Raw genomic sequence first — 21,516 nt, forward strand, 5'->3', positions numbered from 1 at the left:
CGAGCGCGGGGTGTGCGAGATCTCCGTGCCGCCCGATGTATCACGGACGCGACCCGTCCCTCTCGTCCGGGTGGAGGAGCGTCGACCCGGTGCTCCCGCCCGCCACGTCGAAGGAGCGAGATGGGACCGAGCAGCACGAGCCGAGAGGGGCGTGACCAGTGACGATGGTTGTCGACCCCACCGGCCCGGCCGTAGAATCAGGCGCTTCCGGGGACCCCCCGCCGATGCCTGACCGGACGAGCGTGCCGAGGACAGTGCCCCCCATGACCAGAACCACCGACGAGGTTCCCGACACCGACGAACCGGGCCTCAGCCTGGGGGACCGCGGCGCGTTCGCACTCCTCGAGTACCGTGACGGCCGGCCGCAGGCCCTGGGCGACTTCGTGCGCGAGGCCACGCCGCTGCTGTGGCACACGGTCCGCGCGCAGGGCGTCGACCGCGAGCAGGCGGACGACATCGTGCAGACCGTGTGGGTCGCGCTCGTGCGCAACGCGATGACCATCAAGGAGCCCCACGCCGTCCTCAAGTGGCTGCTCATCACCGCGAAGCGCGCGGCCTGGGAGGCCGTGCGCAAGCACCGCGACGAGGTGCGACGCCGCACCGAGCTCCCCGACGACACCGACGAGGGCGTCCCGGAGCTCCCCTCGGGGGACCCGACGCCCGACGTCGAGGTGCTCCGCAACGAGCGGGACCGCATCCTGTGGGCCGCTCTCGACCGGCTGCCCGACCGCTGCCGCCGCCTGCTGCAGCTCGTGTCGCTGGCCGACCGACCCGACTACAAGGCCATCTCGGCCGCCATCGGCATGCCGGTGGGGAGCATCGGCTCCACGCGTGGCCGCTGCCTCGCCAAGCTCCGCGACATCATCGACGACCAGGGGGAATCGTGGGAAGCATCATGAGCACCGAGCCGACGCACAGCCCGGACGAACCCCTCGACGCCGTCGACCTCGCCCTGCTCGCGGACCTCGCGCGCATCGCCGAGGAGATCGACCCCGTGCCGGACGGCCTCGTCGAGCGGTCCCTGTTCGCGATCACGCTCGCGGGCCTCGAGGCCGAGGTCATGGAGCTGGAGTACGTCCAGGTCCCGGAGATGTCCGTGCGCGGCGACGCCCCGCCGGTCGAGGCGCGCACCATCACGTTCACGTCCGAGTCCGTCACGGTGATGATCTCGCTGTCGGCGACGGACGACGGGCGCGTCCGCATCGACGGCTGGGCCGCCCCGGCGACCGCGCTGCGGGTCGAGCTGCACCGCCCCGGCACCGTGAGCGAGACCGCGAGCGACGAGGACGGACGGTTCGTCTTCGACGCCGTGGACCGCGGCCCGGCGAGCCTCGTCGTGCGCCGCGCCGACGGCGCCGGCGGTGCGGTGAGCACCCCGGTCGTCGAGCTGTGACCGCGTCGTGCCGCGGGCGCACCGTCGCCCGCGGCACGACGCCGAGCCCCCCTTTCTTCCGCGCGCAGCCGCGGTCCGCCCGCCGTCGTCGTCGACGCGCCCGCGGCCGCCCGCGCGTCGACCCCTGAGGAGAAGCACGTGAGCGAGACCCCCGGAACGCCCGCCCCGAACCTGCGCAGCGGCCGCTACTACGGCGACCGTCCGAGCCGCCTGCAGTGGCGCACGCGGACCATCGACCCCGTCACCGCGCCCCGGCGGTCGGGGCAGCAGTCGCCGCACCCGACCTGGTACGTCGGCGACCGGCTGCTCATCCCGGACTCGCACTGCGGCGACCGTCGGCTCGCGAGGATCCGCGAGGCCGCGGCCCGGCTCGACCTCGACGTCGAGATCGAGCCGGAGAGCGAGCACGACGCGGCGCTCGTGCGCGAGGCCGGGCTCGACGAGGCGACCACGCGCGACCTGCTCCGGGTGTTCGGCGTCTCCCTGCGCCTCACGCCGCGCGAGGGCACGCCGCGCGCGCTGCCCGACGCGTGGGCCGTCGTCGAGGCCGTCGGGGGCCGCGTCCAGGTCGACGACGCCGACGCCGCCCTGCGCATCGGCCTCGACCACATCGTCGTGCCGTCGACGTTCATCGGCGGTGCGCCGTACGCGCAGCCGGCGGCGTTCACGCACGCGCAGCCGTACGGCCAGCCGCACCCCTACGGCCAGCCGCACCCCTACGGCCAGCCGCACCCGTACGGCGGGATGGCGGAGTACGCGGCGGCGGGCAGCGGCGGGCGCACGCCCGTGAACTGGATCGGCGGCGCGCCGCGGCGCGACCTCGTGCCCGGCGAGGACCCCTGGACGTCGCAGGACGGCGTCCGCCGCCCCGTCGTCGCCGTGCTCGACTCGGGGGTCGGGGAGCACGAGTGGTTCGACGACGTCCCGGGGCGCGGCGTCGTCGTCGTGCGCGACCCGGACCTGCTCGGGGAGCCGCTGTCGGTCCTCCCGGAGCCGGAGTACGCGTACGAGGACCCGGAGATCGGCGGCGTCTCGGTCTCGCCGCTCACCGGCCCGCTGGACCCGGTCGCCGGCCACGGCACGTTCATCGCCGGCCTCGTGCACCAGAAGTGCCCGGACGCGGTGATCCTCGCCCCGCGCCTCTACGGGGGGTCGGGGGTCATCCCGGAGCGCGACATGCTGCGGTCGCTGCGCCGGCTCCTCCTGTGGCACGTCCTCGGCCTCGTGGGCCGGGAGGGCTACGCGCCCGTCGACGTGCTCGTGCTCTCGTTCGGCTACTACCACGAGCGCCCGGGCGACTCGGACTTCGACGCCCCGCTCGGCGCCGTCCTCGACGCGCTGCGCCGGTACGGCGTCGTGGTCGTCGTCTCGTCGGGCAACGACGGCCAGACCCGCCCGATGTTCCCCGCCGGCTTCGCCCCGCGCGTACGTCGTCACGACAACCGCGCGACGGCGATCGACCCCGCGGACGTGCCGCTCGCCAAGCCGCCGATCCTCGCGGTCGGCGCGCAGAACCCGGACGACACGACCTCGCTCTTCAGCAACGACGGGCCCTGGATCACGTGCGTGCGCCCGGGGGCGGCGGTGGTCTCCACGGCGCCGCGCACGATCGACGGCGCCGTCGCGCCGTCGCGGAGCGTCAAGGAGCTGTGGTCGAACGGCCGCCGCGCCACGATCGACCCCGAGGGGTTCCAGGGTGGGTTCGCCACGTGGAGCGGCACGTCGTTCGCCGCGCCCGTGCTCGGCGGGGAGATCGCCGCGCTACTGTTGGCGGATGCTGGGCAGGACCCCACGAGGAGCGACGGTGCGGTGGAGCCCGGCGCAGGCACGCCGCGACGGTGCGAGTGGCTGTGGGGTGCGATCACGCGGGCGACGGGCCTGGAACCCACCGTGCCGTAGCAGGGTGGCAGGAGACGGATGACGGGGCGGCCCGGGGCGGCGGAGCTCGTCGCGCGTGCGCAGGGGGCGTCGCAGCGTGGCCGGTACGTCGACGCGGTGCGCCACTACGAGCGTGCGCTCCGCCGGCTCGGGGAGCTCCCGGACGACGACGAGCGCCGCTACCTCCTCGTGCGCTGCCATGTCGGGGCGGCCGCGTGCGGCTTCGAGCTCGACGGCGACCTGCCGACGGCGCTCGCCCGCCTCGACGAGGCCCGACGGCTGATCGCGGACGGCGCGGCGGGTGCCGAGGAGCGGGCCCGGCTCGCCCTGCTCGTCGAGGGTCAGGAGGGGTTCCTCAGCTGGCGGCGCGGCGACCCCCGGACCGCCGACGAGCGGTTCTCCCTCGCGCTCGCGCACGCGCGCCGCGTCGGGGGACCGGACGTCGCGATCGTGCTGCTCAACCGGGGCTCCCTGCTGCTCGAGCTCGGCGACGTCGAGCGCGCGCGCGTCGACCTCTCCGAGGCGGTCGAGAAGGCCGAGGCGGCGGGCGACGTCCTGCTCGTCTCCAAGGCGCGGCACAACCTGGGCTACGTCGAGTACCTGCGCGGCGACCTGCCCACCGCGCTCGCCGCGATGGACGAGGCCGCCGCGCAGGCGCCGGACCGGCACGCCGCCGTCGGGCTCATCGACCGCGCCCAGGTGCTCCTCGACGCGGGGCTGCTCACCGAGGCCGACGACGCGCTGCGGGAGGCGCGCGAGCACCTCGCGCACCACCGGATGGTGCGCGACCTCGCGGAGGTCGAGCTCGTGCGGTCCCGCGTCGTCGTCGGCCTGCGCCGCTACGCCGACGCGCGGCGGCTCGCCCGGTCGGCGTCGCGTCGCTTCGAGCGCCTCGGCAACACCCCGTGGATGCTGCGCGCCCGGGTCGCGGAGCTGCAGGCCGCGCTCAGCGAGGACCGCGCGGACTCGGTCACCCCCGCGGTCGGGCGGCGGCACGCGGGCTGGGCGCTGGACGTGGCGCGCTCGGGCGCGGAGCTCGGGAGCGTCGCCGGGCTGGGCGTCGCGATCCCCGCCCGGCTGCTCGCCGCCGAGTGGCTCCTCACCGCGGGCGACCTCCCGGCCGCGCGCGAGGTGCTGCGCGCCGTGCCCGCGCGCCTCGACCGCGCGCCGCTGCCGGTCCGCCTCCAGCACACGGCCGTCGTGGCCCAGCTCGCGTTTGCCGCGGGCGACCGCCGCGGGGGCGTGCGCGCGGTGCGGCGGGGCCAGGCGACGCTCGCCGAGCACCGGGCCCGCCTGGGCTCGGTGGACGCCGTGACGGCGTCGGCGGTGCACGGGGTCCGGCTCGGGAACGTCGACGTCGAAGCCGCCCTGCGCACGCGCCGGCCGGGTGCGGTCTTCGACGCGGTCGAGCGGGGCCGTGCGGCCTTCGCCGGGTCGGGCCGCGTGCGTCCGCCGGCGGACCCGGTCCTCGCCGACCTCCTCCTCTCGGCCCGCCGCGAGGTCGAGGCGGCGCGCGCGCTCGGCGCGACGTCGGACGCGTCGTCGCTCGCGCGCCGCCAGGAGCACCAGCGCGCAGCCCGCCGGCTCCAGGAGGACGCGCGGCGACGGGCCTGGCGGCTCGGGGGCGGGGCGGAGACCCCCGTCGCGGCGACCGAGCGGCGGCTGCGCGCCGCGCTCGAGGCCCGCGCGTCCGACGCCGTCGTGGCCGACCTCGTCCTCGACGGCGACGACGTGCTCGCCGTGCGCGTCAGCGCGACCGGCTCGCGCCTGGTGCGCCTCGCGCCGCAGGCCGCGGTGGCCGAGCAGGTGCGCCGGGCGCGGGCCGACTTCGCGGTGCTGTCCAACGTCCTCATCCCCGTGCCCATGCGCGAGGCCGCCGTCGCGTCGATCGGGCGCACGCTGGCCGCGCTCGACGACGTGCTCGTCGCCCCGCTCGAGGCGGACGGGGACCTCCACGTCGCGGCGCGCGACCTCCTGCTCGCGGTCCCGTGGGCGTCGCTGCCGTCGCGCCGCGGCCGACGGACGTGGGCCAACTCGTGGGTGGACCTGCGCGTGGGGGAGTCCGGGCGGCGCGCGGACGACGCGCTCGTCGTCGCGGGACCGGGCCTGCGGTTCTCGAGCGCGGAGGCGAAGCTCGTCGCGTCCGTGTGGGACGGCTCCGACGCGCTGACGGGTGAGGACGCGACGTGCGCCGCGGTGCTCGACGGCCTGGGCACGGCCGGGGTCGTGCACCTCGCGGCCCACGGGACGCACGAGACCGACAACCCGCTGTTCTCCTCGCTGCGGCTCGCGGACGGCCCGCTCTTCGCCCACGAGCTGGACGGGACCGACCTGCGCGGCGTCGTCGTCGTGCTCTCGGCGTGCGAGGTCGGGCTCTCGACGCCCCGGATCGGCGGCGAGTCGCTGGGGCTGACGAGCGTCCTGCTGCGCCTCGGCGCGCGCGCGGTCGTCGCGAGCGTCGCGCCGCTGCGCGACGACGTGGCCGCGCGCGTGATGCCCGCGCTCCACGCCGAGCTGCGCGACGGGGCGATGCCCGGCACGGCGCTCGCCCGCGCGATCGCCGACGAGCCGGAGCCGGTCCCCCTCGTGTGCTTCGGCCCGTTGGTGCTCTGAGCCCGGGTGCAGGTGCAGGGCGGCCGCGGTTTGGAGCACGCGCCGTCGTCCCGTACGATGGGCGTGTACCCAAGACCGCCGGTCGTCCGACGCTGCCCGCAGACTCCGTCTGCAGGACGTGACGGACCGAAGTCCCACCCCGAGGTGGAGGCCAGCGCAGGTAGCGAATCGACGACGTCCGCCCGGCCCCGCCGCGCGTGCGACCGCGAGCCCCGCGCCTGCGCGGGGCTCTTTCTCGTTCCGGGACGGACGCCGGTGGTACCACCACCGGAAGGATTGCCATGGCGAGGCCGGACAAGGCAGCCGCAGTCGCCGAGATCTCGGAGAAGTTCCGCGACTCGAACGCTGCCGTGCTGACCGAGTACCGCGGGCTCACCGTCGCGCAGCTCAAGCAGCTGCGTCGGTCGCTCAGCGGCAACGCAACCTACGCCGTGGTGAAGAACACGCTGACCGCCATCGCGGCCAAGGAGGCCGGTGTCGAGGGACTCGACGCCGACCTGCAGGGCCCTTCGGCCATCGCCTTCGTCACCGGGGACCCGGTCGAGGCAGCCAAGGGTCTGCGTGACTTTGCCAAGGCGAACCCCGCGCTGGTCATCAAGGGCGGTGTCCTCGACGGGCGCCCCCTGACCGCCGCGGAGGTCACGAAGCTCGCGGACCTCGAGTCCCGCGAGGTCCTGCTGGCCAAGGCGGCCGGCGCGATGAAGGCCAAGCTCTTCCAGGCTGCCTACGTCTTCACCGCGAACACCGCCCAGGCCGCCCGCGTCATCGATGCCCTGCGTCAGAAGCAGGAATCGGAGGGCGCTGCCGCCTGATCCGGTCCCGGGGCTCGCCCCGGGAGCGCGATCCACGCAGCGCAAGCACACACCCCGCTTCTGGCAGGCCCGCACCGGGCCGCTGCCGAGCACCGACCGAAAGGAACGCCATCATGGCGAAGCTCAGCACCGACGAGCTCATCGAGCAGTTCAAGGGCCTCACCCTCATCGAGCTCAACGAGTTCGTGAAGGCCTTCGAGGAGACCTTCGAGGTCACCGCCGCCGCCCCCGCCGCCGTCGCGGTCGCCGCCCCCGCGGGTGGCGCCGGTGGCGACGCCCCGGCCGAGGAGGAGAAGGACGAGTTCGACGTCATCCTCGAGGCCGCCGGCGACAAGAAGATCCAGGTCATCAAGGAGGTGCGCGCGCTCACGTCCCTCGGCCTGAAGGAGGCGAAGGACCTCGTGGACGGTGCCCCGAAGCCGGTCCTGGAGGGCGCGAACAAGGAGACGGCCGAGAAGGCCAAGGCTGCCCTCGAGGGCGCCGGCGCCACGGTCACCCTCAAGTGATCGCCCGCCGGTCCTGAGCGGACCGGCCAGCACGCCGCACGAGGCCCGCACCCCGCCCGGGGTGCGGGCCTCGTCGTGCCTGCGGAGGTCGCGCGGCGCGCGCGTCGTCGCACCGGCTTCACGGAACGGCCACGAGTGTGCCACCATGTGCGGGTCGACGACGCAGGACAGCGAGGTCGACGCCAGCAGGTTCGCGGCCCGTCGTCGGGCCGCAGGCGGGCGACGAGGCCCGCGGAAGTACCGGCAGGGCCGTCCCGGCCCCGGGCCGGGTGGGGTGGCGCGCCCCCGGGGTTGTGTCGTGATGCGTGTCTGGGGTATGCTCACGCTTTGCGCTGTCCTGTGCCCCCGATCTCATATACCCCCGACCACCTCGTCGACGTACGTGCGCGTCCGCGAGGTGTCGTGGCGGCGGTGATCGTGTCCAGCCCGGCGGTGCAGCGTTCTTTCGATCTGCAGGGAAGGACCCCTCTTGGCTGCCTCGCGCACCCCTTCTGCTCCGTCCGCCGACGCCATCGCGAACCGCACCGCGTCGCGTCGCCTCTCCTTCGCCAAGATCTTCGAGCCCCTCGAGGTCCCCGACCTGCTGGGCCTCCAGACCGAGAGCTTCGACTGGCTGCTCGGCAACGAGGCGTGGCAGGCGCGCGTCGCCGCCGCGGCCGAGGCCGGCCGCCAGGACGTGCCCTCGACGTCGGGCCTCGAGGAGATCTTCGAGGAGATCTCCCCGATCGAGGACTTCGGGTCCTCGATGTCCCTGTCGTTCTCCAACCACCGGTTCGAGCCGCCGAAGTACACGGCCGACGAGTGCAAGGAGAAGGACTTCACGTACGCCGCGCCGCTCTTCGTCACCGCGGAGTTCGTCAACTACAACACCGGTGAGATCAAGAGCCAGACGGTCTTCATGGGCGACTTCCCGCTCATGACCGAGCGCGGCACGTTCATCATCAACGGCACCGAGCGCGTCGTCGTCTCGCAGCTCGTCCGCTCGCCGGGCGTCTACTTCGAGCGCGCGGCGGACAAGACGAGCGACAAGGACATCTTCTCCGCGAAGATCATCCCGTCGCGCGGCGCCTGGCTCGAGTTCGAGATCGACAAGCGCGACGCCGTCGGCGTGCGCGTCGACCGCAAGCGCAAGCAGTCGGTCACCGTGCTGCTCAAGGCGCTCGGCCTGTCCGAGTCGGAGATCCGCGAGGAGTTCGCGGACTTCCCGTCGGTGCTCGACACGCTCGAGAAGGACCACGTCCACACGCAGGACGAGGCGCTCGTCGACCTGTACCGCAAGATCCGCCCGGGCGAGCCGCCGACCGTCGAGGCCGGCCGCGCGCTGCTCGAGAACTTCTACTTCAACCCCAAGCGCTACGACCTCGCGAAGGTCGGCCGCTACAAGGCGAACAAGAAGCTCGGCATCGACGCGCCGCTCACGGACTCGACGCTGTCGGTCTCGGACGTCGTCGCGACGATCAAGTACCTCGCGGCCCTGCACGCCGACCACGCGTCCATCCCGGGCACGCGCAACGGCGAGGCCGTCGACGTCCGCGTCGAGACGGACGACATCGACCACTTCGGCAACCGCCGCATCCGCGCCGTCGGCGAGCTCATCCAGAACCAGGTCCGCACGGGCCTGTCCCGGATGGAGCGCGTCGTGCGCGAGCGCATGACGACGCAGGACGTCGAGGCGATCACGCCGCAGACGCTCATCAACATCCGCCCGGTCGTGGCGTCCATCCGCGAGTTCTTCGGCACGTCGCAGCTCTCGCAGTTCATGGACCAGAACAACCCGCTCGCGGGCCTGACGCACAAGCGTCGCCTCTCGGCCCTCGGCCCGGGTGGTCTGTCGCGCGACCGCGCCGGCATGGAGGTCCGTGACGTCCACCCGTCGCACTACGGCCGCATGTGCCCGATCGAGACCCCCGAGGGCCCGAACATCGGCCTCATCGGCTCGCTCGCGTCCTACGGGCGGATCAACCCGTTCGGGTTCATCGAGACGCCGTACCGCAAGGTCGAGGCGGGCAAGGTGACCGACGAGGTCGTCTACCTCACGGCCGACGACGAGGACCGCTACATCATCGCGCAGGCGAACACGCCGCTGACCGCGGACGGCCGGTTCTCCGAGCCGCGCGTCCTCGTGCGCACCAAGGGCGGCGAGACGTCCGACGTGCCGGGCGAGCAGGTCGACTACATGGACGTGTCCCCGCGCCAGATGGTGTCGGTCGCGACCGCGCTCATCCCGTTCCTCGAGCACGACGACGCCAACCGCGCCCTCATGGGTGCGAACATGCAGCGCCAGGCCGTGCCGCTGGTCCGCTCCGAGGCCCCGCTCGTCGGGACCGGCATGGAGTGGCGCGCGGCGGTCGACGCGGGCGACGTCGTCGTCGCGTCGAAGCCCGGTGTGGTCACCGAGGTCTCGGCCGACCTCGTGCTCGTCGCGAACGACGACGGCACGACCGGCAGCTACCGCATCGCGAAGTTCCGCCGCTCGAACCAGGGCACGAGCTACAACCAGCGCGTGCTCGTCGACGAGGGCCAGCGCGTCGAGCCCGGCTCCGTCCTCGCGGACGGCCCGGCGACCGACGAGGGCGAGCTCGCGCTCGGCCGCAACCTCCTCGTGGCGTTCATGTCGTGGGAGGGCCACAACTACGAGGACGCGATCATCCTCAGCCAGCGTCTCGTGCAGGACGACGTGCTCTCCTCGATCCACATCGAGGAGCACGAGGTCGACGCGCGCGACACCAAGCTCGGCCCGGAGGAGATCACGCGGGACATCCCGAACGTCTCCGAGGACGTCCTCGCGGACCTCGACGAGCGCGGCATCATCCGCATCGGTGCCGAGGTCGGCGCGGGCGACGTCCTGGTCGGCAAGGTCACCCCGAAGGGTGAGACCGAGCTGACCCCGGAGGAGCGCCTGCTCCGCGCGATCTTCGGCGAGAAGGCGCGCGAGGTGCGCGACACCTCGCTCAAGGTGCCCCACGGCGAGTCCGGCACGGTCATCGGCGTGCGCGAGTTCAACCGCGAGGACGGCGACGAGCTGCCCGCGGGCGTGAACCAGCTCGTGCGCGTCTACATCGCGCAGCGCCGCAAGATCACGGACGGCGACAAGCTCGCCGGCCGTCACGGCAACAAGGGCGTCATCTCGAAGATCCTGCCGGTCGAGGACATGCCGTTCCTCCCCGACGGGACGCCGGTCGACGTCGTCCTCAACCCGCTGGGCGTCCCCGGCCGCATGAACGTGGGCCAGGTCCTCGAGACGCACCTCGGGTGGGTCGCGAAGCAGGGCTGGGACATCTCGCTCGCCGAGGGCAAGGACCTCTCCTGGAAGGAGAACGTCCCGGAGATCGCGGCGACGTCCGAGCCGGGCCGCCCCGTCGCCACCCCGGTGTTCGACGGCGTCCACGAGGACGCGCTCCAGGGCCTGCTCTCGACGACGATCCCGAACCGCGACGGCGACCGCATGGTCGGCGCCGACGGCAAGGCCCGTCTGTTCGACGGCCGCTCCGGCGAGCCGTTCCCGGAGCCGGTGTCCGTGGGCTACATGTACATCCTCAAGCTCCACCACCTGGTCGACGACAAGATCCACGCGCGCTCGACCGGCCCGTACTCGATGATCACCCAGCAGCCGCTCGGTGGTAAGGCGCAGTTCGGCGGTCAGCGCTTCGGCGAGATGGAGGTGTGGGCCCTCGAGGCGTACGGCGCGGCCTACACGCTGCAGGAGCTCCTCACGATCAAGTCGGACGACGTGCCCGGCCGCGTGAAGGTGTACGAGGCGATCGTCAAGGGCGAGAACATCCCGGACTCGGGCATCCCGGAGTCCTTCAAGGTTCTCCTCAAGGAGATGCAGTCGCTGTGCCTGAACGTCGAGGTGCTCTCGAGCGACGGCGTGTCCATCGAGATGCGGGAGTCGGACGACGACGTGTACCGCGCAGCCGAAGAGCTCGGCATCGACCTGTCGCGCCGCCCCAACGCGGCGTCCAGCGTCGACGAGATCTGATCTCGGGCAGGCGGGAGCGGGTCACCCCGCTCCCGCCGACGACCCCCACACCAACCGTCTTTTTGGCGTCGGGTCCGGCCACGGCCGGTCCCGGCAGGCGAAGGAAGTAGGACAACTTGCTCGACGTCAACGTCTTCGACGAGCTGCGTATCGGCCTGGCCACGGCCGACGACATCCGTGCGTGGTCGCACGGTGAGGTGAAGAAGCCCGAGACCATCAACTACCGCACCCTCAAGCCCGAGAAGGACGGCCTCTTCTGCGAGAAGATCTTCGGCCCCACCCGGGACTGGGAGTGCTACTGCGGCAAGTACAAGCGCGTGCGCTTCAAGGGCATCATCTGCGAGCGCTGCGGCGTCGAGGTGACGCGCTCGAAGGTGCGCCGTGAGCGCATGGGCCACATCGAGCTCGCCGCGCCGGTCACGCACATCTGGTTCTTCAAGGGCGTGCCCTCGCGCCTCGGCTACCTGCTGGACCTCGCCCCGAAGGACCTGGAGAAGGTCATCTACTTCGCGGCGTACATGATCACCTCGGTCGACGAGGAGGGTCGCCAGGAGGACCTCCCCAACCTCCAGAACGAGATCGACCTGGAGAAGAAGGAGATCGCGGACGCCCGCGACAACGACATCAACGCCCGCGCCCAGAAGCTCGAGGCCGACCTGGCCGAGCTCGAGGCCGAGGGCGCCAAGGCCGACGCGCGCCGCAAGGTCCGCGACTCGGCCGAGCGCGAGATGGCGCAGATCCGCAAGCGCGCGGACGCCCAGCTCGACCGCCTCGAGCAGGTCTGGGACCGGTTCAAGAACCTCAAGGTCGCCGACCTCGAGGGCGACGAGATGCTCTACCGCGCCCTCCAGGACCGCTACGGCACGTACTTCGAGGGCTCGATGGGCGCGGCGGCGATCCAGAAGCGACTCCAGGACTTCGACCTGGAGGCCGAGGCCGAGGCCCTGCGCGAGACCATCCGCACGGGCAAGGGCCAGCGCAAGACGCGTGCCCTCAAGCGCCTCAAGGTCGTCAACGCGTTCCTCACGACGACCAACTCGCCCACGGGCATGGTGCTCGACGCCGTCCCGGTCATCCCGCCGGACCTGCGCCCGATGGTGCAGCTCGACGGTGGCCGCTTCGCGACGAGCGACCTCAACGACCTGTACCGCCGCGTGATCAACCGGAACAACCGCCTCAAGCGTCTCCTCGACCTGGGCGCCCCGGAGATCATCGTCAACAACGAGAAGCGGATGCTCCAGGAGGCCGTGGACTCGCTGTTCGACAACGGCCGCCGTGGCCGCCCGGTGACGGGCCCGGGCAACCGCCCGCTGAAGTCCATCTCGGACATGCTCAAGGGCAAGCAGGGTCGTTTCCGCCAGAACCTGCTCGGCAAGCGCGTCGACTACTCGGGCCGTTCGGTCATCGTCGTCGGCCCGCAGCTCAAGCTGCACCAGTGCGGCCTGCCGAAGCAGATGGCGCTCGAGCTGTTCAAGCCGTTCGTCATGAAGCGCCTCGTGGACCTCAACCACGCGCAGAACATCAAGAGCGCCAAGCGCATGGTCGAGCGTGCCCGCCCGGTCGTGTGGGACGTGCTCGAGGAGGTCATCACCGAGCACCCCGTGCTGCTCAACCGTGCGCCGACGCTGCACCGCCTGGGCATCCAGGCGTTCGAGCCGCAGCTCGTCGAGGGCAAGGCGATCCACCTGCACCCGCTCGTGTGCGCCGCGTTCAACGCGGACTTCGACGGCGACCAGATGGCCGTCCACCTGCCCCTGAGCGCCGAGGCGCAGGCCGAGGCCCGCATCCTCATGCTCTCGAGCAACAACATCCTCAAGCCGTCGGACGGTCGTCCGGTGACCATGCCCTCGCAGGACATGATCATCGGCCTGTACCACCTGACGAGCGACCGCGAGGGCGCCGAGGGCGAGGGCCGTGCGTTCGCGTCGGTCGCCGAGGCGATCATGGCGTTCGACCAGGGCACCCTGGACCTCAACGCCAAGGTCAAGATCCGCACGACGGACCTCGTCCCGCCGGTCTCCGGCTTCGAGGCACCCGAGGGCTGGGAGGAGGGTCAGCCGATCCTCTTCGAGACCACGCTCGGTCGCGCGCTGTTCAACGAGACGCTGCCCGTCGACTACCCGTACGTGAACTCGGTGGTCGACAAGAAGCGCCTCTCGGCGATCGTCAACGAGCTCGCGGAGCGCTACCCGAAGGTCGAGGTCGCGGCGTCGCTCGACGCGCTGAAGGCCGCCGGCTTCCGCTGGGCGACCCGCTCGGGCGTCACGATCGCGATCTCCGACGTCGCCACCCCGGTGGCGAAGGCCGAGATCCTCGAGCAGCACGAGGAGCGCGCGCTCAAGGTCCAGCAGCAGTACGACCGCGGTCTGATCACGGACGACGAGCGCCGTCAGGAGCTCATCGAGATCTGGACCCAGGCGACGGACAAGGTCGCGTCGGTCATGCGCGAGAACCTCGAGGCGAACGACCGCAACACCGTGTACCGGATGGTCGGCTCGGGTGCCCGTGGTAACTGGATGCAGGTCCGTCAGATCGCCGGTATGCGCGGTCTCGTGGCGAACCCGAAGGGCGAGATCATCCCGCGCCCGATCAAGTCCAACTACCGCGAGGGCCTGTCCGTCCTCGAGTACTTCATCGCGACGCACGGCGCCCGCAAGGGTCTGGCGGACACCGCTCTGCGGACCGCCGACTCGGGCTACCTCACGCGTCGTCTCGTGGACGTGTCCCAGGACGTCATCGTCCGCGAGGAGGACTGCGGCACCGAGCGCGGCCTGACCCTGCCGATCGCCGAGGAGCTCGCGGGCAAGCTCGTGCGTCACCCGAAGGTGGAGACGAGCGTCTACTCGCGTACCCTCGCGGCCGACCTGGTCGACCCCGACGGCAACGTCGTGGGCAAGGCGGGCGACGACGCGGGCGACGTCCTCATCGACGCCGCGGTGGCCGCCGGCGTGCGCGAGGCCAAGGTGCGCTCGGTCCTCACGTGCGAGTCGCGCGTCGGCACGTGCGCCAAGTGCTACGGGCGCTCGCTCGCCACGGGCAAGCTCGTCGACATCGGCGAGGCGGTCGGCATCATCGCCGCCCAGTCGATCGGCGAGCCGGGCACGCAGCTGACGATGCGTACCTTCCACACCGGTGGTGTGGCGTCCGCGGACGACATCACGCAGGGTCTGCCGCGTGTCACGGAGCTCTTCGAGGCCCGCACCCCCAAGGGTGAGGCGCCCATCGCGGAGTTCTCCGGCCGCATCACGATCGACGACGCGGAGCGCTCGCGCCGTCTGGTCCTCACGCCGGACGACGGCTCGGAGGAGATCGCGTACCCCGTGACCAAGCGCGCCCGCCTGCTCGTGCAGGACGGCGACCACGTCACGGTCGGCACGCAGCTCGTCCAGGGTGCGGTGGACCCGAAGAAGGTCCTGCGCATCCTCGGCCCGCGCGCCACGCAGAAGCACCTGGTGGACGAGGTCCAGGAGGTCTACCGCTCGCAGGGCGTGGACATCCACGACAAGCACATCGAGGTCATCGTGCGCCAGATGCTGCGCCGCGTGACCGTGCTCGACTCGGGCGACTCGCACCTCCTGCCGGGCGAGCTCGCCGAGCGCGGCCGCTTCGAGGACGCGAACCGTCGCGCGGTGGCGGAGGGTGGCCAGCCGGCCTCCGGCCGTCCCGAGCTGATGGGCATCACGAAGGCGTCGCTCGCGACGGACTCGTGGCTGTCGGCCGCCTCCTTCCAGGAGACGACGCGCGTGCTCACCGAGGCCTCGATGAGCGGTCGTCGCGACCCGCTCCTCGGCCTCAAGGAGAACGTCATCATCGGTAAGCTCATCCCGGCCGGTACCGGTCTTCCCCGGTACACCAAGGTCCAGGTCGAGCCGACCGAGCAGGCCAAGACGGAGCTCTACCCGAGCTTCGGCTACGACGAGATCGACTTCCCGGCGCTCGGCATGGGCTCCGGCGAGGCGATCCCGCTGGAGGACCTGGACTTCGGCGACTACCGCTGACGTCTCGCGACGGGTGCCCGCCGCCGTCCGCACCTCGTGTGCGGGGGCCGGCGGGCACCCGTCGTCGTCCCTCCTGCGGGACGACGACGGACCGCCTGCGGGACGACGACGCGGGCCTGGGGGAGCGGCCGGCGTCGCGACCTGCTCCTTTGACTCCTTGCCGGGTGGCAGGTAACCTGGTAAACCGTGCCCGCGCCGTCGGGCCCTCCGTGATGTCCCTGGCGGGGCGGTGTCAGCGAGCGATCGCTCCCACCTCCGCGTGGCGGTCTCCGGACGGGCCGATGTGAGTGCCCGGGCATTCCGGATCCCGGTTCAGACGGCGCCCCGCGCCCGCGGCCGGGCGACGGACCATCGAGCCGGTGGTAGGTGGCTGCTGCAGCGTGTCTCGCGCTGCGGGTGCCTCGTGCGATCGGCTCCAGCAGCCAGCACGACCACCATCGGGGATAGCCCCGGTAGCTCGAGAAGACACGGAGACGTAGTGCCTACGATCCAGCAGCTCGTCCGCAAGGGGCGGACCTCGAAGGTGGGGAAGTCCAAGACTCCCGCCCTCAAGGGCTCCCCGCAGCGGCGCGGTGTGTGCACGCGCGTGTACACCACCACCCCGAAGAAGCCGAACTCCGCGCTGCGCAAGGTCGCTCGCGTGAAGCTCTCCTCCCAGGTCGAGGTCACGGCCTACATCCCCGGCGTCGGCCACAACCTCCAGGAGCACTCCATCGTGCTCGTGCGCGGCGGTCGTGTGAAGGACCTCCCGGGTGTGCGCTACAAGATCGTGCGCGGCGCGCTCGACACGCAGGGCGTGAAGAACCGCAAGCAGGCCCGCAGCCGCTACGGCGCCAAGAAGGAGAAGAGCTGATGCCTCGCAAGGGCCCGGCCCCGAAGCGGCCGCTCATCGTCGACCCCGTCTACGGGTCGCCCGTCGTCACGCAGCTCATCAACAAGGTGCTGCTCGACGGCAAGAAGTCCACCGCTGAGTCGATCGTCTACGGCGCCCTCGAGGGCGTCCGTGCGAAGACCGACGGCGACCCGGTCGTCGTCCTCAAGCGCGCGCTCGAGAACGTGCGCCCCGCGCTCGAGGTCCGCTCGCGCCGCGTCGGCGGTGCGACCTACCAGGTCCCCGTCGAGGTGCGTCCCGCGCGTGCCACGACCCTCGCGCTGCGCTGGCTCACGGACTACTCGCGCGCCCGTCGCGAGAAGACCATGACCGAGCGCCTCATGAACGAGATCCTCGACGCCAGCAACGGCCTCGGTGCCGCGGTGAAGCGTCGCGAGGACATGCACAAGATGGCGGAGTCCAACAAGGCCTTCGCCCACTACCGCTGGTAGTCCGCCCGACCGGCCTCGGGGACCTCCTGGTCCCCGGGGCCGTCGGCGGGTCTCCGGCCGGCCACCCCGGTCCGAGCAGCGCCCCCGACTCAACCCACCTAGCGAGGGAAACAGACCGTGGCACTTGACGTGCTGACCGACCTGAACAAGGTCCGCAACATCGGCATCATGGCCCACATCGATGCCGGGAAGACCACGACCACCGAGCGCATCCTGTTCTACACGGGTGTGAACTACAAGATCGGTGAGACGCACGACGGCGCGTCGACGATGGACTGGATGGAGCAGGAGCAGGAGCGCGGCATCACGATCACGTCGGCCGCGACGACCTGCTACTGGAAGAACAACCAGATCAACATCATCGACACGCCCGGCCACGTCGACTTCACGGTCGAGGTCGAGCGCTCCCTGCGCGTGCTCGACGGCGCCGTCGCCGTCTTCGACGGCAAGGAGGGCGTGGAGCCGCAGTCGGAGACGGTGTGGCGCCAGGCGGACAAGTACAACGTCCCGCGCATCTGCTTCGTCAACAAGATGGACAAGCTCGGCGCGGACTTCTACTTCACCGTCGACACCATCATCAACCGCCTCAAGGCGAAGCCGCTGGTCATCCAGCTGCCGATCGGTGCCGAGAACGACTTCATCGGCGTCGTCGACCTCATCGAGCAGAAGGCTCTGGTGTGGCACGGCGAGACCAAGCTCGGCGAGGCGTACGACACCGAGGAGATCCCGGCCGACCTCGTCGAGAAGGCCGAGCAGTACCGCAACGAGCTCATCGAGGCCGTCGCGGAGGCTGACGAGGAGCTGCTCGAGAAGTACCTCGGGGGCGAGGAGCTGACGGTCGCGGAGATCAAGTCCGGGATCCGCAAGCTCGTCATCGCGGGCGAGGCGTTCCCGGTCCTGTGTGGCTCCGCGTTCAAGAACAAGGGCGTCCAGCCCATGCTCGACGCGGTCATCGACTACCTGCCGTCGCCGCTCGACGTGCCGGCCATCGAGGGCCACGACCCGAAGGACGAGGAGAAGACGGTCGAGCGTCACCCCGACGCCACCGAGCCGTTCTCCGCGCTCGCCTTCAAGGTCGCCGCGCACCCGTTCTTCGGCAAGCTCACCTACGTCCGCGTGTACTCCGGCCGTGTCGAGCAGGGCGCCCAGGTGCTCAACTCGACCAAGGGCAAGAAGGAGCGCATCGGGAAGCTCTTCCAGATGCACTCCAACAAGGAGAACCCGGTCCAGGAGGCGTCGGCCGGTCACATCTACGCGTTCATCGGGCTCAAGGACGTCACCACGGGTGACACCCTGACCGCGATCGACGCGCCGGTGATCCTCGAGTCGATGACCTTCCCGGAGCCCGTCATCGACGTGGCGATCGAGCCGAAGACGAAGGCCGACCAGGAGAAGCTCTCGACGGCGATCCAGAAGCTCGCCGAGGAGGACCCGACCTTCCGCGTCAAGCTGGACGAGGAGACCGGCCAGACCGTCATCGGCGGCATGGGCGAGCTCCACCTCGACATCCTCGTCGACCGCATGCGTCGCGAGTTCAAGGTCGAGGCGAACGTCGGCAAGCCGCAGGTCGCGTACCGCGAGACGATCCGCCGCAAGGCCGAGAAGATCGAGTACACGCACAAGAAGCAGACCGGTGGCTCCGGGCAGTTCGCGAAGGTCCAGGTGACCTTCGAGCCGCTCGACACGGCCGAGGGCGAGCTCTACGAGTTCGACAACGCCGTGACCGGTGGTCGCATCCCGCGCGAGTACATCCCCAGCGTCGACGCCGGTATCCAGTCCGCGATGGAGCTCGGCGTGCTCGCCGGCTTCCCGCTGGTCGGGGTCAAGGCGACCCTGCTCGACGGCGCCTACCACGAGGTCGACTCCTCGGAGATGGCGTTCAAGATCGCCGGCTCGATGGTCCTCAAGGAGGGCGTCAAGCGGGCGGACCCGGTTCTGCTGGAGCCGGTGATGGCGGTCGAGGTGCGTACGCCCGAGGAGTACATGGGCGACGTCATCGGTGACCTGAACTCACGTCGTGGAATGATCCAGTCCATGGAGGACGCGACGGGTGTGAAGGTCGTCCGGGCCCACGTACCGTTGTCAGAGATGTTCGGGTACATCGGTGACCTCCGGTCCAAGACCCAGGGTCGCGCCGTGTACTCGATGCAGTTCGACAGCTACGCCGAGGTTCCTCGGAACGTTGCCGAAGAGATCATCAAGAAGACCCGGGGCGAGTGAGTCCCCACAGGTCGAAGACCCGCACAACCATCAACCTGTAGGAAACCGCAACGCCCCGCGGATGTAGGATCTCTCGGTCGACATTCGCAACGTTCGGCACATCTACCCAAGTCCCAGGAGGACCCCAGTGGCTAAGGCCAAGTTCGAGCGGACCAAGCCGCACGTCAACATCGGCACCATCGGTCACGTCGACCACGGTAAGACGACGCTGACGGCGGCGATCTCGAAGACGCTCGCGGACACGTACCCGGACCTGCCGGCGAACGTCCAGCGCAACTTCGACGAGATCGACGCGGCTCCCGAGGAGAAGCAGCGCGGTATCACGATCAACATCGCGCACATCGAGTACGAGACGCCGAAGCGCCACTACGCGCACGTCGACGCCCCGGGTCACGCCGACTACATCAAGAACATGATCACCGGTGCCGCCCAGATGGACGGCGCGATCCTGGTGGTCGCCGCGACCGACGGTCCGATGGCCCAGACGCGTGAGCACGTCCTGCTCGCCCGCCAGGTCGGCGTGCCGTACCTGCTCGTCGCGCTGAACAAGTCCGACATGGTCGACGACGAGGAGATCCTCGAGCTCGTCGAGATGGAGGTGCGCGAGCTCCTCTCCTCGCAGGAGTTCGACGGCGACAACGCGCCGGTCGTGCGCGTGTCGGGTCTCAAGGCGCTCGAGGGCGACCCCGAGTGGACCGCGAAGATCATCGAGCTCATGGAGGCCGTGGACGAGAACGTCCCGGAGCCCGTCCGCGAGCTGGACAAGCCGTTCCTCATGCCTGTCGAGGACGTCTTCACGATCACCGGTCGTGGCACCGTCGTCACCGGCAAGGTGGAGCGTGGCACGCTCGACCTCAACTCGGACGTCGAGATCGTCGGCATCCGCGCGCCCCAGAAGACCACGGTCACGGGCATCGAGACGTTCCACAAGCAGATGGACCAGGCTCAGGCCGGCGACAACACCGGTCTGCTCCTGCGCGGCATCAAGCGTGAGGACGTCGAGCGCGGCCAGGTCGTCGTGAAGCCGGGTTCGATCACCCCGCACACGCAGTTCGAGGCGCAGGTCTACATCCTGGGCAAGGACGAGGGCGGCCGTCACAACCCGTTCTACTCGAACTACCGTCCGCAGTTCTACTTCCGCACGACGGACGTCACCGGCGTCATCACGCTGCCCGAGGGCACCGAGATGGTCATGCCCGGCGACAACACCGAGATGACGGTCGAGCTCATCCAGCCGATCGCCATGGAGGAGGGCCTCGGCTTCGCCATCCGTGAGGGTGGCCGCACCGTGGGCTCGGGCCGCGTCACCAAGATCCTCAAGTGATCTGACGCTGCTCTCGCAGCACTCGTCGAAGGCCCGGTCCCGTCCGCGGGGCCGGGCCTTCGGCCTGCGGTCACCGTCACAGCCGCCCGTCCCGGTCTCGACTTGGACGGGGCGGGGTTCGTGTGGCAGACTGTTCAGGTTGCCTGTTACGGGTGCGCTCTTTCACGTGTCGAACAGTGTGTTGAACCGGTCCTCCTCCGCGAGGACCAGGACCCCGGGATCCGCTCCCGGGTCTGCGGGTTGAGCTCTCTGTCGTCATGGATCGAGTACCCCGCGGAACACACAGTTCCGACAGGCTCGCACAAACGTTGTGGTCCGGTCGCCGGCCCGTGCGTCAGCACGGGGCGGGCGGAGGATCACATATCCAACGGCCCTGCGCCTCACGGCGTGTGCGCCCAGGTGCGTCGCGACTACGCGACACGCCCGAGCGCGGGGGTCGGACAGCTAGCGGTTCGAGAGAGAGAGTCAGACGACGCCATGGCGGGACAGAAGATCCGCATCCGGCTCAAGTCCTACGACCACGAGGTCATCGACAGCTCGGCGCGCAAGATCGTCGACACGGTGACGCGCGCTGGTGCAACGGTCGTGGGTCCGGTGCCGCTGCCGACGGAGAAGAACGTCTTCTGCGTCATCCGGTCGCCTCACAAGTACAAGGACAGCCGCGAGCACTTCGAGATGCGCACGCACAAGCGGCTGATCGACATCATCGATCCCACGCCGAAGGCCGTCGACTCGCTCATGCGTCTCGACCTGCCTGCCGACGTGAACATCGAGATCAAGCTCTGAGGCTGGAGGACATCATGACTACCCCCCAGCAGAACGCGCGTCCGGTCACCGCGGTGCTCGGCACGAAGCTCGGGATGACGCAGCTCTGGGACGAGGCCGGTCGCCTCGTGCCCGTGACGGTCGTCGCCGTCGGCACGAACGTCGTGACGCAGGTGCGCACGGCGGACGCCGACGGGTACGCGGCCGTGCAGCTCGCCTACGGCCAGATCGACCCGCGCAAGGTCACCAAGCCGCTGAAGGGCCACTTCGAGAAGGCCGGCGTCACGCCGCGCCGCCACGTCGCCGAGGTCCGCACCTCCGACGCCGCCGAGTACGCGCTCGGCCAGGAGATCACCGCGGAGGCCTTCGAGGCCGGCGCCGTGGTCGACGTCGTGGGCACGACCAAGGGCAAGGGCACCGCCGGTGTCATGAAGCGTCACGGCTTCTCCGGCGTCGGCGCCTCGCACGGTGCGCACCGCAACCACCGCAAGCCGGGCTCGATCGGTGGGGCCTCGACCCCGTCGCGCGTGTTCAAGGGCCTGCGCATGGCCGGTCGCATGGGCAACGCCCGCCAGACCACCCAGAACCTGACCGTCCACGCGGTCGACGCCGAGAAGGGTCTGCTGCTCGTCAAGGGCGCGGTTCCCGGCCCCAAGGGCGGCGTCGTCCTCGTGCGCAGCGCCGCGAAGGGAGCGTGAGCAC

Annotated in this window: 14 protein-coding genes; all 14 read left to right on the forward strand. The window is 70.8% G+C overall.

Annotation, left to right across the window (positions count from 1 at the left end):
* Positions 1 to 263: 263 nt before the first annotated feature.
* The 14 genes from GJV82_RS04125 to rplC all read left to right on the forward strand — a co-directional run bounded on the left by GJV82_RS04125 (position 264) and on the right by rplC (position 21,512).
* Positions 264 to 899, forward strand: a complete 636-nt coding sequence (locus tag GJV82_RS04125; protein ID WP_024840300.1) for an RNA polymerase sigma factor — start codon at positions 264 to 266, stop codon at positions 897 to 899.
* Complete coding sequence (locus GJV82_RS04130; RefSeq protein WP_024840301.1) at positions 896 to 1,393, forward strand: hypothetical protein; 498 nt, start codon at positions 896 to 898, stop codon at positions 1,391 to 1,393. Before GJV82_RS04125 ends, GJV82_RS04130 begins: the two co-directional genes overlap by 4 nt.
* 138 nt (positions 1,394 to 1,531) lie before the next feature.
* Positions 1,532 to 3,292 carry a S8/S53 family peptidase gene (locus GJV82_RS04135; protein ID WP_155098354.1) on the forward strand — a complete coding sequence of 587 codons (1,761 nt, stop codon included), beginning with the start codon at positions 1,532 to 1,534 and terminating at the stop codon, positions 3,290 to 3,292.
* Positions 3,293 to 3,310: 18 nt separating this feature from the next.
* Complete coding sequence (locus GJV82_RS04140) at positions 3,311 to 5,884, forward strand: CHAT domain-containing protein (protein WP_155098355.1); 2,574 nt, start codon at positions 3,311 to 3,313, stop codon at positions 5,882 to 5,884.
* A gap of 281 nt (positions 5,885 to 6,165) precedes the next feature.
* Positions 6,166 to 6,696, forward strand: coding sequence for a 50S ribosomal protein L10 (gene rplJ, locus GJV82_RS04145; protein ID WP_024840304.1), 531 nt, complete (start codon positions 6,166 to 6,168; stop codon positions 6,694 to 6,696).
* Between the two features lie 113 nt (positions 6,697 to 6,809).
* Positions 6,810 to 7,202, forward strand: coding sequence for a 50S ribosomal protein L7/L12 (gene rplL, locus GJV82_RS04150; protein ID WP_024840305.1), 393 nt, complete (start codon positions 6,810 to 6,812; stop codon positions 7,200 to 7,202).
* 469 nt (positions 7,203 to 7,671) lie between these two features.
* On the forward strand, positions 7,672 to 11,184 hold the full coding sequence (gene rpoB / locus GJV82_RS04155; protein ID WP_024840306.1) for a DNA-directed RNA polymerase subunit beta: 3,513 nt from the start codon (positions 7,672 to 7,674) through the stop codon (positions 11,182 to 11,184).
* Between the two features lie 116 nt (positions 11,185 to 11,300).
* Positions 11,301 to 15,182 carry a DNA-directed RNA polymerase subunit beta' gene (locus GJV82_RS04160; RefSeq protein ID WP_155098356.1) on the forward strand — a complete coding sequence of 1,294 codons (3,882 nt, stop codon included), beginning with the start codon at positions 11,301 to 11,303 and terminating at the stop codon, positions 15,180 to 15,182.
* 478 nt (positions 15,183 to 15,660) lie between these two features.
* A complete protein-coding gene (gene rpsL / locus GJV82_RS04165; protein ID WP_021479869.1) occupies positions 15,661 to 16,035 on the forward strand; it encodes a 30S ribosomal protein S12 in 375 nt (124 codons plus the stop codon).
* Entirely contained in the window at positions 16,035 to 16,505 is a 471-nt protein-coding gene (gene rpsG, locus GJV82_RS04170; RefSeq protein ID WP_021479870.1) for a 30S ribosomal protein S7, read from the forward strand. The genes rpsL and rpsG overlap by 1 nt, the downstream gene beginning before the upstream one ends.
* A 117-nt stretch (positions 16,506 to 16,622) precedes the next feature.
* Positions 16,623 to 18,725 (forward strand): elongation factor G, encoded by a 2,103-nt coding sequence (fusA, locus tag GJV82_RS04175; protein WP_115942067.1) that lies wholly within the window; start codon positions 16,623 to 16,625, stop codon positions 18,723 to 18,725.
* Between the two features lie 127 nt (positions 18,726 to 18,852).
* On the forward strand, positions 18,853 to 20,049 hold the full coding sequence (gene tuf / locus GJV82_RS04180) for an elongation factor Tu (protein ID WP_024840309.1): 1,197 nt from the start codon (positions 18,853 to 18,855) through the stop codon (positions 20,047 to 20,049).
* Between the two features lie 477 nt (positions 20,050 to 20,526).
* Positions 20,527 to 20,835: a 30S ribosomal protein S10 gene (gene rpsJ, locus GJV82_RS04185; protein ID WP_012867945.1), complete on the forward strand. Its 309-nt coding sequence runs from the start codon at positions 20,527 to 20,529 to the stop codon at positions 20,833 to 20,835.
* Between the two features lie 14 nt (positions 20,836 to 20,849).
* Positions 20,850 to 21,512 carry a 50S ribosomal protein L3 gene (gene rplC, locus GJV82_RS04190; protein ID WP_024840310.1) on the forward strand — a complete coding sequence of 221 codons (663 nt, stop codon included), beginning with the start codon at positions 20,850 to 20,852 and terminating at the stop codon, positions 21,510 to 21,512.
* Positions 21,513 to 21,516 lie beyond the last annotated feature (4 nt).

This window comes from Cellulosimicrobium composti, assembly GCF_009711085.1.
In the GTDB taxonomy this organism is placed as follows: domain Bacteria; phylum Actinomycetota; class Actinomycetes; order Actinomycetales; family Cellulomonadaceae; genus Cellulosimicrobium; species Cellulosimicrobium composti.